The sequence below is a fragment of the Rhizobium indigoferae genome (assembly GCF_034554815.1).
GTDB classification, from domain to species: Bacteria; Pseudomonadota; Alphaproteobacteria; order Rhizobiales; family Rhizobiaceae; genus Rhizobium; species Rhizobium leguminosarum.
Genome location: NZ_CP140638.1, coordinates 187,474 through 202,289 on the forward strand (window position 1 = coordinate 187,474; position 14,816 = coordinate 202,289).

The 14,816-nt window shown below is 60.2% G+C and carries 18 protein-coding genes; 3 read left to right on the forward strand and 15 right to left on the reverse strand.

Features of this window, described 5'->3' with window-relative positions; all coding sequences use genetic code 11:
- Positions 1-64: 64 nt before the first annotated feature.
- The 4 genes from U5G49_RS33410 to msuE all read right to left on the reverse strand — a co-directional run bounded on the left by U5G49_RS33410 (position 65) and on the right by msuE (position 1,309).
- Positions 65-214 carry a hypothetical protein gene (locus U5G49_RS33410; RefSeq protein WP_193445867.1) on the reverse strand — a complete coding sequence of 50 codons (150 nt, stop codon included), beginning with the start codon at positions 212-214 and terminating at the stop codon, positions 65-67.
- Between the two features lie 13 nt (positions 215-227).
- Positions 228-404 carry a hypothetical protein gene (locus U5G49_RS33415; RefSeq protein WP_018446118.1) on the reverse strand — a complete coding sequence of 59 codons (177 nt, stop codon included), beginning with the start codon at positions 402-404 and terminating at the stop codon, positions 228-230.
- Between the two features lie 135 nt (positions 405-539).
- Positions 540-737, reverse strand: coding sequence for a hypothetical protein (locus U5G49_RS33420; protein ID WP_018246698.1), 198 nt, complete (start codon positions 735-737; stop codon positions 540-542).
- Positions 738-748: 11 nt separating this feature from the next.
- A complete protein-coding gene (gene msuE, locus U5G49_RS33425; RefSeq protein WP_047620426.1) occupies positions 749-1,309 on the reverse strand; it encodes an FMN reductase in 561 nt (186 codons plus the stop codon).
- Between the two features lie 428 nt (positions 1,310-1,737).
- Here msuE and U5G49_RS33430 point away from each other — a divergent pair, with 428 nt between their 5' ends.
- Both U5G49_RS33430 and U5G49_RS33435 read left to right on the forward strand, forming a co-directional pair.
- Positions 1,738-1,923 (forward strand): hypothetical protein, encoded by a 186-nt coding sequence (locus U5G49_RS33430; protein ID WP_193445866.1) that lies wholly within the window; start codon positions 1,738-1,740, stop codon positions 1,921-1,923.
- Entirely contained in the window at positions 1,913-2,533 is a 621-nt protein-coding gene (locus U5G49_RS33435) for a helix-turn-helix domain-containing protein (protein WP_018446120.1), read from the forward strand. The genes U5G49_RS33430 and U5G49_RS33435 overlap by 11 nt, the downstream gene beginning before the upstream one ends.
- Before the next feature lie 58 nt (positions 2,534-2,591).
- On the opposite strand, the gene U5G49_RS37220 is transcribed toward U5G49_RS33435, so the two are convergent.
- Complete coding sequence (locus tag U5G49_RS37220; RefSeq protein ID WP_407693064.1) at positions 2,592-2,918, reverse strand: hypothetical protein; 327 nt, start codon at positions 2,916-2,918, stop codon at positions 2,592-2,594.
- Between the two features lie 282 nt (positions 2,919-3,200).
- The gene (locus tag U5G49_RS33445; protein ID WP_168319968.1) at positions 3,201-4,244 is read right to left on the reverse strand and encodes a saccharopine dehydrogenase family protein; all 1,044 of its coding nucleotides are present in this window, start codon (positions 4,242-4,244) and stop codon (positions 3,201-3,203) included.
- 103 nt (positions 4,245-4,347) lie between these two features.
- On the opposite strand from U5G49_RS33445, the gene U5G49_RS33450 reads away from it, so the two are divergent.
- Entirely contained in the window at positions 4,348-4,944 is a 597-nt protein-coding gene (locus U5G49_RS33450) for a TetR/AcrR family transcriptional regulator (RefSeq protein ID WP_018446122.1), read from the forward strand.
- A gap of 140 nt (positions 4,945-5,084) precedes the next feature.
- Here the strand turns inward: U5G49_RS33450 and U5G49_RS33455 are convergent, their stop codons facing one another.
- The 9 genes from U5G49_RS33455 to U5G49_RS33495 form a co-directional block, all read right to left on the reverse strand.
- Entirely contained in the window at positions 5,085-6,008 is a 924-nt protein-coding gene (locus U5G49_RS33455) for a fatty acid desaturase (protein WP_193445864.1), read from the reverse strand.
- Positions 6,009-6,137: 129 nt separating this feature from the next.
- Positions 6,138-6,734 (reverse strand): 2-hydroxychromene-2-carboxylate isomerase, encoded by a 597-nt coding sequence (locus tag U5G49_RS33460; RefSeq protein ID WP_018246690.1) that lies wholly within the window; start codon positions 6,732-6,734, stop codon positions 6,138-6,140.
- Positions 6,735-6,789: 55 nt separating this feature from the next.
- Positions 6,790-7,827 carry an LLM class flavin-dependent oxidoreductase gene (locus U5G49_RS33465; RefSeq protein ID WP_193445863.1) on the reverse strand — a complete coding sequence of 346 codons (1,038 nt, stop codon included), beginning with the start codon at positions 7,825-7,827 and terminating at the stop codon, positions 6,790-6,792.
- Positions 7,828-7,834: 7 nt separating this feature from the next.
- Positions 7,835-8,770: an ABC transporter substrate-binding protein gene (locus tag U5G49_RS33470; RefSeq protein WP_047620422.1), complete on the reverse strand. Its 936-nt coding sequence runs from the start codon at positions 8,768-8,770 to the stop codon at positions 7,835-7,837.
- A gap of 68 nt (positions 8,771-8,838) precedes the next feature.
- Positions 8,839-9,783 carry an ABC transporter substrate-binding protein gene (locus tag U5G49_RS33475; RefSeq protein WP_047620421.1) on the reverse strand — a complete coding sequence of 315 codons (945 nt, stop codon included), beginning with the start codon at positions 9,781-9,783 and terminating at the stop codon, positions 8,839-8,841.
- Between the two features lie 92 nt (positions 9,784-9,875).
- Positions 9,876-11,651 carry an amino acid ABC transporter permease/ATP-binding protein gene (locus U5G49_RS33480; protein ID WP_193445862.1) on the reverse strand — a complete coding sequence of 592 codons (1,776 nt, stop codon included), beginning with the start codon at positions 11,649-11,651 and terminating at the stop codon, positions 9,876-9,878.
- 37 nt (positions 11,652-11,688) lie between these two features.
- The gene (locus U5G49_RS33485; protein ID WP_026230616.1) at positions 11,689-12,246 is read right to left on the reverse strand and encodes a GNAT family N-acetyltransferase; all 558 of its coding nucleotides are present in this window, start codon (positions 12,244-12,246) and stop codon (positions 11,689-11,691) included.
- Positions 12,243-13,442, reverse strand: coding sequence for a M20 aminoacylase family protein (locus tag U5G49_RS33490; protein WP_130654067.1), 1,200 nt, complete (start codon positions 13,440-13,442; stop codon positions 12,243-12,245). The genes U5G49_RS33485 and U5G49_RS33490 overlap by 4 nt, the downstream gene beginning before the upstream one ends.
- Before the next feature lie 17 nt (positions 13,443-13,459).
- Positions 13,460-14,809, reverse strand: a complete 1,350-nt coding sequence (locus U5G49_RS33495; RefSeq protein WP_193445861.1) for an LLM class flavin-dependent oxidoreductase — start codon at positions 14,807-14,809, stop codon at positions 13,460-13,462.
- Positions 14,810-14,816: the final 7 nt, after the last annotated feature.

Sequence of the window (14,816 nt, forward strand, 5' to 3'; positions counted from 1 at the left end):
GCATCCTCTCTGAGGTTGCGCGTCGGTCTTTTTCCCGATCGGGGCAAACATCTGAGCTCACTCATCAGACCAGCCCGATCACCAGGGCGAACAGGAATGTGAAGGAGCTGACGATCAGGCAGATTCCGGCCGCATGCCTGAAATGCGACATGACGCTGCCTTCCGCTCTTTTCGCACCGTGCCGACGCAGGTCGGTCTCAACGACAATCGCCATCACGCCGTTCTCCTCAATACCAAAGGCCAGGCATGGTGCCCCAATAATGGAGTTCGTATTCGCGGGCGGACCGGTCGCGCTCGTCGTCCGGCGTGAACAACCCGTTTACAGGCTCCCGCGCAGCGGGCGGCTTCAGGCCGAGGATCCGGCCGATCGAAAGCTTCAGCCAGAACTGAAAATCAAGCTTCATGCGAACCTCCTGTCAGGAACCGGTATTCTTCGGCTAGAGCATTTCCGTTTTTCTTCGAATCACGGAGGTGCTCTATCTCTTTGTTTTCATGCAATTCCGGACGCAAAACCGCTGTGCACTTTTGCTGGAATTGCTCTACGAAATCAGCGAATGACGTTGTGCATTGGCGAGAAGAACGTGAAGCGATGCCGTCGGTCCGTAGAGCATCAGCAGGCGGTTCTCCTCGCGTTTGGCGAGACGATATCGTCGGGCGAATTCGAAGACGCTCCACAATTGCTCGCTTGGCCCCGGCCTTTCCTCATCGGTGATCGTTGCTTCCTGAGATCGAGCCATGGTGACGATCCTTACTCGGCTGCCGCCAGGGCCGGGTTTGCGCCCGGAAAGAAGGCCGCCAATTCGCCGATCACGTCGTTGATGCGGGCTAAAAGCGCGTCGGATGAAACCGCATAGTTTGTGAAATCGCGGTCGGACGCATAGACGGCGGTCGGCAAGGTATGGGCCATGAAAAACCCAAACAGCGGCCGAAGCTGATGCTCGACCATCAACGCATGCCGGTCACCGCCGCCGGTCGCCGTGATGATGATCGGCTTGCCCCGAAGTTCGTGCGGGTCGATCAGGTCGATGAGGTGTTTGAAATGGCCGGGATAAGAGCCCTTGTAGGTTGGCGAGCCGATGATCAGGGCATCGGCCTGCACGATCTCGTCGACGACATGCCTGGCCTGCGCGTCGAGATCCTTGCGCCACAAGGCGCTGCCAAGCGACGGACCGACATCATGCAGATCATAGCTCTTGCTCGCAAATCCGTAGCGAATGCTCGCACGTTCGGCGACGTGCCGCACAAGTGCCAATGTCTTCGATGGACGGTTGAAGCTGCCAGCGATGCCGACGAGTTTGAAACCTGACATGGTTTTTCCTCTCTTTGCGTTACCCCAACTATTGTCTACAAAATTGATAGATTAAAGGAACGTGCGTCTCTCCTTCTTCGCCTGGTTGAAAAAAACGTTCGCCGTCGCTCCGGCACGCATAGGCTGCATGGCGATCGTCACATGGGATCGCCGATCCGGCGACGGCCGGAATCTGCGACCGCGCGTGCGGGAATCCGGCAGGAAGGGGAACTTGTTCGGCCTCTCTTGGAGACGCTGGTGCGGGCGGCATGATGATGTCGCGAGCCTGGCGAGAAGCTCGTGCAAATTGCCCGCCATAAATGGCTTTGCCGCAAGGTCGAATATAATTGGTATAAGATTTCCGGTTCAGCGGAACGATTGGATGACAAGCCCTGCCTTTTCCTCTGCGGAAAATATACGCTTCTTATAGATTTTAGCGGGAGCTTTTCATGCCAGTGCAGACGGCTGATGTCATCGATTTCCAGGCCTACCGGCAATCTCGCAGCAAAGATGCGCCCGATGCGCTGAAGACGGCCACGCCCGTATCCTTTGCGATGCAGCCGGTTCTGATGTGGGTGCCCTATTGGGGCTTTGTCCCGGTCATGGCAATGGGCATTGCGGGATATGGCGTCTGATCAAGCGCTTCTTCCCGACGGCGAAGCGAGAGATGCCGCCGAAGAGATCACGGTTCAGACAGGACAGAATTTGCGGCGCATTCGCACCCGCCGCGGCTACTCCCTGGACCGGCTGGCAAAGATCGCCGGCGTCAGCCGCGCCATGCTCGGGCAAATCGAGACGGGCAAAAGCAGCCCGACATTGAGCATTCTCTCGAAGATTGCACTTGCTCTCGGTATTCCCTGCGCCGCTCTGATCGCAGAACGCGGCGACACCTCGATCATTACAGTACCGCGGGCAAGATCGAAGATCCTCGCCTCTTCCGAAGGGCGCTTCCGGACACGGGCTCTTTTCCCCTTCGAAGGCGAAAGAAAGGTGGAATTCTACGAGCTCAGGATCGCTCCGCACCATACCGAAAGTGCCGATGCCCATCAGCATGGAACGGTCGAAAATCTGGTCGTTGCTCAGGGCACCGTCGAAATCATCGCCGGCAAGCAGGCACCCCATATTCTGGGTGAAGGCGATGCCATCATCTTCGATGCAGACGTGCCGCACATCTACCGCAACATGACGGGAACGGAAGCAATCCTCTACCTAGTCACGACCTATCTCGAAGACGTTCGCGTCTGACACAAAAAGAGCCCCCGTCTCCGGAGGCTCTTGGTCGTTTCCTTGAGAGGCGGATGGCTCAGGCGGCCATCATGCAGCACATCATCATCCCGCCGCAGTTCATCATCATCGGCATGCCGCTGGACATCATACGCTTGCAGCATTCCATGAACATGTCCTTGTCCATGCCTTCCATCGGCTTCATTTCGCAGACCATGCCCTCGGCAGTCATGGTGCATTTCATAGAGCCCATCATCATCATCGGCATGGAGGCCATCATCGGCATCATCGCGCCGTTCATCATGGGCATGCCTGACATCATCGGCATCATTCCACCCATCATCGGGTTCATCATGGCGGGCATCATGTTGTTCATCATCGGCATCATGTTCATGGCGGGGTTCATTGTCTCTCTCCGATCAATATCGTGGCGTTTCGTGTTTCGATGAAACGGGAGATAAAAGAACCAATTGCAGCAAACAATGTAAAAAAATCTTCCCTTATATTTTCCTCCAATAGAATGGAACGGTTTCGATGGGAATGTGCAATCTTGCCAAGATAACGGAATTCCATCCGCTATCATCGCCCGAGCGGGACGATCGTTCTGAACAGTCTCCCTGAATACGCCAGGAGAATTAAGTCCCCCACGCCATTGTGAGGGACTTTCTGAAAGTCTGGCGTTTCCGAACTAAGTTTCCGATATCTCGACCGACAGATCCGGGCCGAGCGCCTGCAGGAAGCTAGCGGCATCGAAAATGGCTGCCGGCGCCTTTGCGCCGATATCGCGGATGCGCCCCGAGAGGATACGCTGGACCGCTTCACAGATGATCGGCGCCGTCACGGCGTAGATGTCTTGTCCCTGTGCGACAATCTGACGGCGCACGTCACCCTGCGTGACGATCACTTCTACGGCAAAGCGCTGCGCCGAACGCCCGGATTCGTCGACTGCCTGCGGCGGAGGCGTCGACGAGTCGCGGACATCCCGCAGAGCGACTGTGCTCAAGAAGGTGTGCAGTTCCTTCGTCCGGACGTGCCGGGCGATCAGCGGCACTTCCGAAAAGGGAAGCTCGACGAAAGTCTGCCGACCGAACGGGGCCGGTAAAGTCGACACCCTTTCAGCAGGCGGTTGAGGCACCGGCTCCAGCTGCCCACCGCTGACGGCCAGGCGCCGTGCAGTGTTTCTTTCTCCGGTAACGCGTGTGCCTCTCGTCGGGAGCCAGCTGTCGAGCGCAACTTGAATTTCGATGTCGTCGGCGTGCTCCCACTCGTCCATGACAGCTGCCACGAGCAGGTCGGCCAAGCCGCCATAGAAACCCATGGCCGGGATGACGGCTGTGCCCGCTTCCCGGGCCGCAACCTCATGCCTCTCGAACGTGGCCTGCACACTCGGTTGCTCGGCCGTCACGTCGAGATAATGAATCCCCGCTCGCAACGCGGCACGCACCACTGCGTCGGCGGTGTCCATGAACGGGCCGGCGCAGTTGATGACCGCCGCCGCGCCGGCTAGCGCCCTGTCCAGTTCCCCGTCATCCTCGACCGCTGCTTCGCGGCATTCGATGCCGCGCTCCGCAAAGCCCGCAGCCGCCAGCCGCTCGGCATTCCGTCCAACCGCGATGGGCTTGAGACCGCGCCGCAACAGTTCGGCTACGACAAAACGACCGGTATGGCCGTTCGCTCCCAAGACCGCGATAGATTGGGACGTCTCCGTGATGTCGGCTTCGTAAATGGTCATTGTTTTCTCCATCGCTACAGACCTGTCTGTACGCAATAAAACATACAGGTCTGTAGCGTGTCAATCCGTTTGCTGTTATGCTGGCGACATTGGAGGTACACGAATGTCGAAAAGCGCAACGAACTCCCGTGCCTCTGGCGGCAACGAGGTGCGGGATAGGATTCTCGAGACGGCGTCGGAACTCTTTTACCGGCGCGGCGTGCGTGCTGTCGGTGTCGATCTTGTGGTCGAAAAATCCGGCGTCGCCAAAACCAGCCTCTACCGCCATTTCGGCACGAAGGACGACCTCATCGCGGCCTTCCTCAAGCGCGAAGACCTGGACTTCTGGAGCACCTGGGATCGCGTGACGGAACAGCATCCGGACGATGCCGAGGCCATGCTCGATGCACATTTTGAGTGGATCGGCGAACGGGTCGGGCGGGAAAACTACCGAGGCTGTCCGCAGATCAACACCGCAGCCGAATTTCCCGAAGCGGATCACCCTGCCCGCAAGGTCGCCGAAGCCCACATGCGCGAGATGCGGCGGCGTCTGAAGACCATCGCCGAGGGGCTTGCGGTTGCCGCGCCCGATCGGCTCGCCGGTCAACTCGCGGTTCTGATCAACGGCGCCTTTGTCAGCATGCAGCTCTTTGAGCCCGGCGAGGCCACCGGTTTGCTCCGCGATGCAGCGCACGCCCTGATCGCCGCCAGCCGTAGCTGATCACACTGGACATCCGCTGAAAGTACAAATTGCAGAGCTGTGAAATGGGCAACAGGAAGCCGCAAGACAGGGCGACTGAGCAGCCCCCAAATCCCGGCTTTTCAAACATTATAGTGCCGGGTCCGGCTCAGTTAGAAATTTTAGGAATGATGAGGATGCGTCGGATCGTCGTGCGGCTTCAGGAAAAACCGGCGCGCAATATCCCAATAGCCATTATAGACAAGCCCGCCATTCGACCGGACAAGCGTTTCGCGGTTTTTGCGATAGACCGCCGGAAGGCGATACCAGGAGATGCCCGGCCGGCGGTGATGGAGAACGTGCAAATTGTTGTAGAGAAACAGCAAGCCGAAGAGATGGCTGTTTTCGACGATGGCGGTGCGTTCCTCATGGCTTTCGGCATATCTGTGCTCAGCATAGGATCTGAGCCGCGTCATCGCAGCACTCGTATAGACGAAACCGAGATAAAGCCAAAGCGGCATGCCGCAGACGACGGTCGCCCAGAAAAGAACGGCGGCGACACCGATGCCGTGCACAACCCATATTCGCCGTCGTCCCGGTTCGTTCGCCCGTACCAGCTGCCCTTCCTGCCCAAGGAAACTCAAAAGCATCACTGCAGGGCCGATGGTCAAACGGCCGAACAGGGTGGTGTTCCACCGTGCCAGCAACCTGCCGGTCGCGCCGAGCTGGTCCCAGGTGGCCTTGGTAAAATAGGAGGATTCCGGATCTTCGATCGGATCGGTCAGATATTCGTCGCGATGATGCTCCAGATGGCTTTCCCTATAGATCGGATAAGGCAGCCACAGCGACAGCGGTATCGACCCGATCGCGTCGTTTATCCTTTGGTTTCCCGTTGGATGGCCGTGAATGACTTCGTGCTGAAGGGATCCCTGCCAGGCAATCAGCCAGCCTCCGGCGATCACGGCCATGATCAGCAGCAATGATTGCCACCACCAGGTGAGCGCAAGAAATCCGCCATGGATGACGAGTGCGAGAATGACGGTCGGCCATTCCGTCGAACGCGACGGAAGAATGGTTCCGGCGGCCTGCGAAGTCCTGTCGAGCATGCGTGTGATTTTTCCCCATCAACCACACCAATCTATCGCAGGGCATCAGCGATAGAGAATAATGCCTATCTATTTTATAGACTTATTTGAAAAAATCCGTCTCAATCCGATCGGATTGCTTGCTCGAGTCTAAGGCTTGTCGCCGCGAAGATGGCGTTCAAGGAAGGGCAAATTGTCCTGTCCCCAATAGATCTCGCCATCATAGACATAGGTGGGAAAGCCGAAGACGCCGCTGTCGCGCGCATGCACGCGGTCTGCCGACCATTTGTTCTGGACATCGTCGTCGGCTTGTCGCCGGAGGAGTGTTGCGCCGTCGAAACCCGCTGATGTCACGATCGCCTCGCGCACGTCGGGCTTGCCGATATCCCTCGCCTCGCTCCAGAAGGCATGCTGCAGGGCGCGAGCAACGCCGATCCAATCCTGTCCGTCGAGATAGGCCGCAATCACGAAGAGGGACGCCGGCGTCGGATCGCTCAAATCCGGGCGATGTTCGAGCCGCAGTTCCTTGCCGCGCACGCGCGCCCAGCGCTTGAGGTCCCGCGTCCAGTAAGCGCGCCGGATCTCCGGGCGATTGCGCGAAAAGATACCGCCATTTTCCTCGACCACCGTCGTCAAATAGGGCGTGATGACGACGTCGTTCTTTGCCGCAAGTTCGGCGAAGACGTCGAAGCCGATGTAGGACCAGGGCGAGCCGATAGAAAAGAAGTACTCTACTGATTTGGTCACTGATGCATGTTCCCTGCGAGGTGATTGTTCTGGCATCGAATGGTCGACGGCATTTTCAGGAAGCGGATCTAACTTCGGATTGGGCTTTCCATCCGAGTTCCGGTGCGATCAGCGTCACGAAGTCGTAGAGAATCTGTCGATACTCCTCGTGCTCGAACTCGTAAGGGAGCTCCAGCCTCAACTCGCCGACCTGAGGCAAGATCGGATCGGCAAAAAGCTGCGCCAATATCTCGTCCGAGGTGCCGACGACATCACGGGCGAACAGGGTGCGCCGCTCGCCCTGCGGTGAAAGGGTTCGCTCATGACGGCCATCGGCATAGTCTCGATACCGGCGCCGCGTTGCGGCATCGGCGCTATCGAAAGGCACGATGACGCGGCCCAGCGCGACCCGGCGCTGCGTGCCGGCGGCGCGATAGGTGTGGATCAGCCGCGATTGCGCGGTGAAGAAATCATCGGTCCCGTCGCCCGTTATCACATTGCCGGTCAACAGGTTGAAGCCATTGCGGCCGGCCCATTCGGCCGAGCGCTGCGACCCGCCGCCATACCAGATCCGGTCGATCAGGCCCTTGGCATAGGGCTGCAGCCGTGGCCGCTGCGGACCGAAGGGCGTCTTGATCAAGGTCTGCTCGTCGCCGAGATAAGTGCCACGCAGATTGTCGGCAAAGCGCAGCACGCGATCATGCGAGAAATCGTAACCCGTCCAGTCGCCGTCGAAGACAAGCGGAGCGATCAGCTCGGCGTGCAGCGGCCGGCCGGCGCTGACGCCGATATTCAGCCGCCCGCGCGACAGAACATCGACGGTGGCGAGATCTTCGGCCAGCCGGTAAGGGCTCTCGTAACCGATCGGGATGACCGCGGTTCCAAGCTCGATCCGGCTGGTTCGCTGCGTCGCCGCCGCCAGGAAGGCGCTCGCGGAAGAGATTCCAGGCTCCAGGTGCCGCTGCCGGACCCAGGCACTGTCGAAGCCCAGATCTTCGCCATATTGCAGCTGCTCAAGCGTCTGCTCCAAGCCCGACAAAGGATCGCCGTCGGGATAATTGCCGGGTGTGAGGAAGCCGATATGGCTGATGGATATGTTGCCCACGCGTGCCATCCGATGATCAGTATTTCGGCAGGCCGGGCGGGTTGGTCTCGGATGCCGGCAGGGCTTCCTCGGAGAGATGCCAGTGGTCGAGTATCTTCGCGTAGGTGCCGTCCTTGATCAGACCGTTGGTGGCAATGGTGAGCGCATCGGCCAGTCCGCTTCCTTTGCGAGTGGTGATCGCGACGTCCGAGCGATCCGGCCAGCCGGCGCTCAGCGTGCCGACGCGTTTGATGTTCTTGTCGCGCGCGGCGATGAAGACGAGCTGTGCATGCGGCTGTACGATGACATCGGCCCGGCCGGAACGCAGCGCGAGAAGGCTTGCCGCCTCGTCGTCGTAATATTGCAGCTCGATCGGTTTCAGGCCCGCTGCGACATCTTCCTCGCTCCATTTCACCAGGATACGCTCCTGGTTGGTGCCGGCCCCGACAACGATCCTGAGGCCCGCCGCATCCTTGGGCTCCTTGATCGAGGTGATAGGACTGTCGGATTTTACGAAGAAACCATGCAGGCCCTGGCGGTAGGTAGAAAAATCGAATTTTTCCTTGCGCTGCTCGGTGACCCCAACATTGGAGATGACGGCATCATACTTGCCCGAGGCGAGGCCGAGCGGCCAGTCGATCCAGGCGACCGGCACGATCTCCAGTGTCAGGCCAAGGCTGTCGGCGATGGAATAGGCATAATCGGGATCTGCCCCGACCACGGTCTTGGCGTCCGTGGCATAGGTCGCAAGCGGCGGGCCGCCGGGGCTGACGGCGATGGTGAACTTGCCAGGTGTGACGAACTTGAATTCCCTGGGGATTGCGGCAATCGCCGCATCGTTCCTGGCGGCGTGAAGCCGGCCTGGCTGCTCTGGGCTGAGGTCGAAATCCTCGGCTGCATGAGCTGCGCCGAAGAAAAGGGCCGACGCCATGGCGGCGATCAGCAGGGTCCGGAATGCCGGAAAGGCAATCATCGTCTTCAATCTCCAAATTGTCAGGCAGGAATGGCCGGCAGCATTGCCGCCGGCCCAATAGGGATCGATCAGGAGCCGCTCTTCGGCAGGCCCGGTGGGTTGGTCTGGGCCTTGTCGATCGCCTCCGGACCGAGGTTCCACGTATCGAGGATCTTCCGGTAAGCACCGCTGGCGATCAAGTCGTTAACGACATCGGTCAAGGGCGCGGCCAGGCCGCTGCCCTTGCGCGTGGTGACGGCAATTTCTGCGGTGATCGGCCAACCGCCGCTGACGGTGCCGACGAGCTTGGTCTTGCCGTTGATCCCCGCCGAATAGGCCTGCGTCGCGTTCACGCTGAAGACGGTGTCTGCTCTGCCCGACTGGACGGCAAGATCCTTGACCGCATCGTCGTCATAATATTGCACCTCGATCGGCTTCAGGCCGGCGGCGACATTCTCACGATCCCATTCCAGAAGGATCTTCTCCTGATTCGTGCCGGCATCGGTGATGACCTTCAGACCGGCAATATCTTTCGGCTGCTTGATCGAGGTGATCGAGCTGTCGGACTTGACGTAGAAGCCAAGCTCGTCCTTGCGATAGGTCGAGAAATCGAATTTCTCCTTGCGCTCTTCCGTGACCGTCACGTTGGAGATCACCGCGTCGAACTTTCCAGAGGTCAGCCCCAGGGGCCAATCGGCCCAGGCGACGGAAACGAGCTCGAGCTTCAGACCCAGGCTGTCGGCAACCGCCTGGGCCAGATCGACGTCGTAACCGATAACCGTCTTGGAATCGGAGGCATAATCATGCAGCGGAAGATTGCCGCTCGAGCTGATGCCGACGGTGAAGACGCCGTTTTCGACGAACTTGAAGTCCTTGACTTCGGCAATGCGCTTCTCGTTCTTTTCCACCCGCAGCCGGTTGGGCTGCTCGGGGCTGAGATCGAACTTCTGCTGCGCCTGAGCGGAACCGAAACCGATCGCGGCAATGGTGACGGCTCCCGCTATCAGAAGCCTTGCCCTATCTGTAAATGTCATGCCCCTTCTCCATTTCATCTTTAGGTTGTGGTTATTGTTATTCGGCCGGAGCAGCCCGTCGCGGCCCGGCATTTCGCCAGCGCTATTAGGCGCTAGAGAACCTTGGCGAGGAATTCCCGCGTACGGGGATGTTCCGCTTGTGCGAAGATGCGGGCCGGCGGGCCAGCCTCCAGGATGCGGCCGCTTTCCATGAAGACGACGGTGTCGGCGACTTCGCGGGCAAAACCGACCTCGTGGGTGACGATGACGAGCGTCGTGCCGGTGCGGGCAAGTTCCTGGATGACGTCGAGCACTTCGCCGACGAGCTCCGGATCGAGCGCCGAGGTCGGCTCGTCGAAGAGCAGTACCTTCGGGCGGAGCGCCAGTGCGCGGGCGATCGCCACACGCTGCTGCTGGCCGCCGGAAAGCTGGCGCGGATAGGCGTTGACCTTGTCGCTGAGGCCGATGCGCGCCAGCAGCTCCTGCGCCAGTTGCACCGCGTCCTCACGGCCGATGCCGCGAACCTGGATCGGCGCCTCGATGAGGTTTTCGAGCACGGTCAGATGCGGAAAGAGATTGAAGCTCTGGAAGACCATGCCGATATCGGCGCGGCGTTTGAGGATATCCTTCTCCTTGAGCTCGTAGAGCGTGTCGCCCTTACTGCTGTAGCCGACGAAATCGCCGTCGACCGAGATGAACCCCTCATCGACACGCTCCAGGTGGTTGATAGCGCGCAGAAGCGTCGACTTGCCCGAGCCGGACGGACCGAGGATGGCGGTCACGCTGCCCGCGGGCAGGCTGAGCTCGACATCATCGAGCACTTTCAGCGAGCCGAAGCTTTTGGAAATGCCGTGAATGCGCACCGCGCCGCCTGCGGCCCGCAGCGTCGCCGCATCCCGGAAACCGATCTTGCGCACGGTGTCGGTCGCCGTATCGAGGACAGGCAGCGGACGGCGGAAACGCTCGAAAAATGCCTGGAAGGGCAACGGCGTCGGATTGCGCACGGCGCCTTTGGAGAAGTAGCGTTCGATATAGCGCTGAGCGATCGACAGCACCGTCATGATGATTAGATACCAGACGGTCGCGACCATCAGCAGCGGAATGACTTCGAGATTGCGGCGGTAGATCACCTGGACCGTATAGAAGAGCTCCGGCAGCGCCAGCACGTAGACCATGGAGGTGCTCTTCGCCAGTCCGATGAGTTCGTTAAAGCCGGTCGGCAGAATCGAACGCATGGCCTGCGGCAGCACGATTCGGAAGGCCTGGCGGCGGCGCGGCAGGCCGAGTGCTGCGGCGGCCTCCAACTGTCCGTGATCCACCGAGAGAATACCGCCGCGCACGATCTCGGCGAAGAAGGCCGACTGGTTGAGAGTCAGGCCGAGAAAGGCGGCTGCAAAGGGCGTCAGCAACTGCACTGTGGGATAGTCGAGGAAGACGGTATCGGTCAAGGGAATGCCGATCTTGATCGTCTCATAGAGGTAGCCGAGATTGTTCAGGATCAGCAGCAGCACGATGACCGGGATTGAGCGCAGCAGCCAGATATAGCCCCAGGAGAGACCGGAGAGCGGCGGCGACTTGGAAACGCGGGCAAGCGCCAGGGCCGTTCCGAGGATGGAGCCGGATATGGCGGCAAGCACGGTCAAAAGCAGCGTCCTGCCGAGACCGACGAGCACCGGTTCGGCAAAGAACCATTCGGCAAAGACGCTCCAACCCCAGCGCGGATTGGTGAAGATGGAATAGAGCACGGCGACGATGACGATGGCAGCAAAGATCGTGCCTGCCAGGCGGCCCGGATGGCGCGCCGGCACGATGCGGTAACGGGAATGATCCTTCGATTCTGCCGTCCTGCTGCCGGCGTCGATGCCGGCGAAATCCGTCGTCAGTGCCATTGTGCTTCCCTTTTATGATTGTCGGTCTTTGCCGTTTTCAAAAATTTGCACCGGCCACGCGCAGGCGCGGTTCGGCATCTTCGTGAGCAGGCTCAGCGAGATGAGTGATGTCCTTCTCGAAGGGCAGGCTCTTGTAGATCTCGGGATCGGCGGATGTGTCGAAGAGAGCGGTGTAGCCGTAGTTCAGATAGAGGCCGACGGCCTCGGGCTGGCGAAAGCCGGTCGTCAGATAGATGCGGGAATAGCCCTGGCGAGCGGCCTGGGCCTCCAGCTCCACCAGCACCTTGCGGGCAAGGCCCTGACGGCGCAGATCGGAGCGCGTCCAGATGCGTTTGAACTCGGCCGTGCGGTCGTCATAGTTCTTGAAGGCACCACCGCCGATGGTTTCACCATCACGGATCAACAGGAGAAAATTGCCCTGAGGCGGCGCAAAGGCCTCAGGGGGATAACGGTTGAGCTCGGCCGCAGCACCTTCGGCATTGAAATAGTTGCCGTAACGGCTGTCGTATTCGTAGATCAATTCATCGATCAGCGGCTTGGCGCGCGGGTCGAGAGGGCTAGTATACAGAAACGTATCGCTCATATCGTTCATCACCCGTTGTCATCAGTGAGGAAGGTTTCGGCGAGCCGCACCCAGTAGCGGGCGGCGGGCGCGATGATCGCGTCGTTGAAATTGTAGTGGGCGCTGTGGAGAGGAGCGCTGTCGCCATTCCCGACGAAGAGATAGCTGCCGGGATTTGCCTGCAGCATGAAGGCAAAATCCTCGCTTGCGGTTCTCGGCCGGAAATCCTTCTCGACCGCCGCGGGGCCGAGTGCGTCGTAGGCGACGTCGCGGGCAAAGGCCGTCTCCGCAGCATGGTTGATCAGCGCCGGAAAGCCGAGGCGGTAATTCACATCCGCCTCGGCGCCGAAGCTTTCGGCTTGGGCGCGTGCAAGTGCCGGAATGCGCTCTCGCAACAGCTGGCGGACCGTCTCGCTGAAGGCCCGCATGGTGAGCTTCATCTCCACACTTTCGGGGATGACGTTTGAGGCGGAGCCGGCATGGATCGAGCCGACGGTCGCGACCGCCATATCCTGCGGGTCGACATTGCGCGAGACGACGCTCTGCAGGGCGGTGATAAAGGAGGCCGAGGCGAGCACCGGATCGACGGCGCGGTGCGGTTCGGCGCCGTGGCCGCCCTTGCCGATGATCTTGATCACCGCCTGATCGACCGAGGCCATGGCGGGGCCGCTAACGAAGCCGAATTGTCCCGCGGGAACACCCGGCCAGTTGTGCAGCCCGAAGACCGCATCGACAGGAAACCGTTCGAACAGGCCTTCCGAGATCATCTTGCGGGCGCCGGCGCCGATTTCCTCAGCGGGCTGGAAAATCAGCCGCAACGTGCCGCTGATATTGCCGCTTTCGGCGAGATAACGCGCGGCAGCGAGCAGGATCGACGTATGCCCGTCATGGCCGCAGGCATGCATGACGCCGGGGTTGCTGCTGGCATAGGCAAGACCAGTTGCCTCCTCGATCGGCAGCGCGTCCATGTCGGCGCGGATGCCGATCCGCTTTTTCCCCTCGCCGCGCCTGAGGGTGGCGACGATGCCGGTTCCGGCAATGCCCGTCGCCACCTCATAGCCCCAGGAGGAAAGGCGGGATGCCACAAGCTTGCTGGTCCTGAGCTCCTGGAACGCAAGCTCCGGATATTGATGCAGATCGTGGCGAAGCGCGATGATCTCGTCGAGATAGGTGGCGATGCCCTTGTCGACAGGATCGTTGCTGCTTGGGTTCTGAGCGATGATGTTCATGACGGTTCGTCGGCGCCTCAGGCGCCGACAGCCTTTCCGCGCTCGATCTGATCTGCGCCCGCCGTGTAGCGGCTTTCACGGAAGGGCAGACCGAGATGGTCGCGCAGCGTCTCGCCCTTCAGGACGGGATCGAAATAGCCGCGCTCCGTGAGGATCGGCAGAACATATCTCGAGAAATCGTCGAAGCCCTCGGCGATGACAGGGAAACCGAGGATGAAGCCATCGGCAGCGCCATGGTCCACCCAGCGGATGATTTCGTCGGCGATATGCTCCGCCGTGCCGATGAAGGGCGTGCGCGGCGTTGCGGAATCAAGCGCGACCTGGCGGAGCGTCAGACCTTTCTCGCGCGCCGTCTTCTTGATGCGGTCGGTGGTGGCGCGGAAATTGTTCCTGCCGATATCGCCGAGTTCGGGGAATGGCGCGTCGAGCGGATAGACGCTGAAATCATGATGATCGAAGAAGCGGCCAAGATAGAGCAGTGCCTCCTCTGTCGTGACGAGGTTGCGGATCGCCTGATACTTGGCTTCAGCCTCGTCCTGCGTCGCACCGACGATCGGCCCGATACCAGGATAGATGCCGACTTCCGCGGCACTGCGGCCATGGGCAATCACGCTGCCCTTGAGCTGTCGGTAGAAAGCCTGTGCATCCTCGAACGGCCCACCATTGGTGAAAACCGCATCGGCATGCTTGCCGGCGAGCCTGATGCCGGAATCCGAGGCGCCGGCCTGGAAAACGACGGGTTGGCCCTGCTTGGAACGGCCGATGTTGAGCGGCCCCTCGACTCGGAAGAAACGGCCCTTGTGGTTGAGGCGATGCATCTTCGTCTTGTCGACAAAGACGCCGGTCTCACGATTGCGGACGAAGGCGTCGTCGTCCCAGGAATCCCACAGGCCCTTGATCGCATCGATATAATCCTCGGCGATCTCGTAGCGCAATTCGTGTTCGGGATGTTCGCGGCTGTAATTGCGCCCCGAGCCTTCGAGCGGCGAGGTCACCGCATTCCACCCTGCCCTGCCGCCGCTGATGAGATCGATCGAGGCGAACTGGCGGGCGATGGTGAAGGGATCGCTGTAGGAGGTCGAGACCGTGCCGACGAGGCCGATCTTCGAGGTCGAGGCGGCGAGTGCCGAGAGAATGGCGATCGGCTCGAACCGGTTGAGGAAATGCGGAATGGACTGCTCGTTGATGTAGAGCCCGTCGGCGACGAAGGCGAAAGCGATGCCGGCCGCCTCCGCCTTGCGCGACGTCTTGACGAAGAAATCGAAATTGACGCTGGCATCCGCCGGTCCACTTGGGTGTTTCCAGGCATTCATGTGACCGCCGGGACCCTGCAGCATGATGCCGAACGTGACGTGTTTCTGAGCCATGGGATCA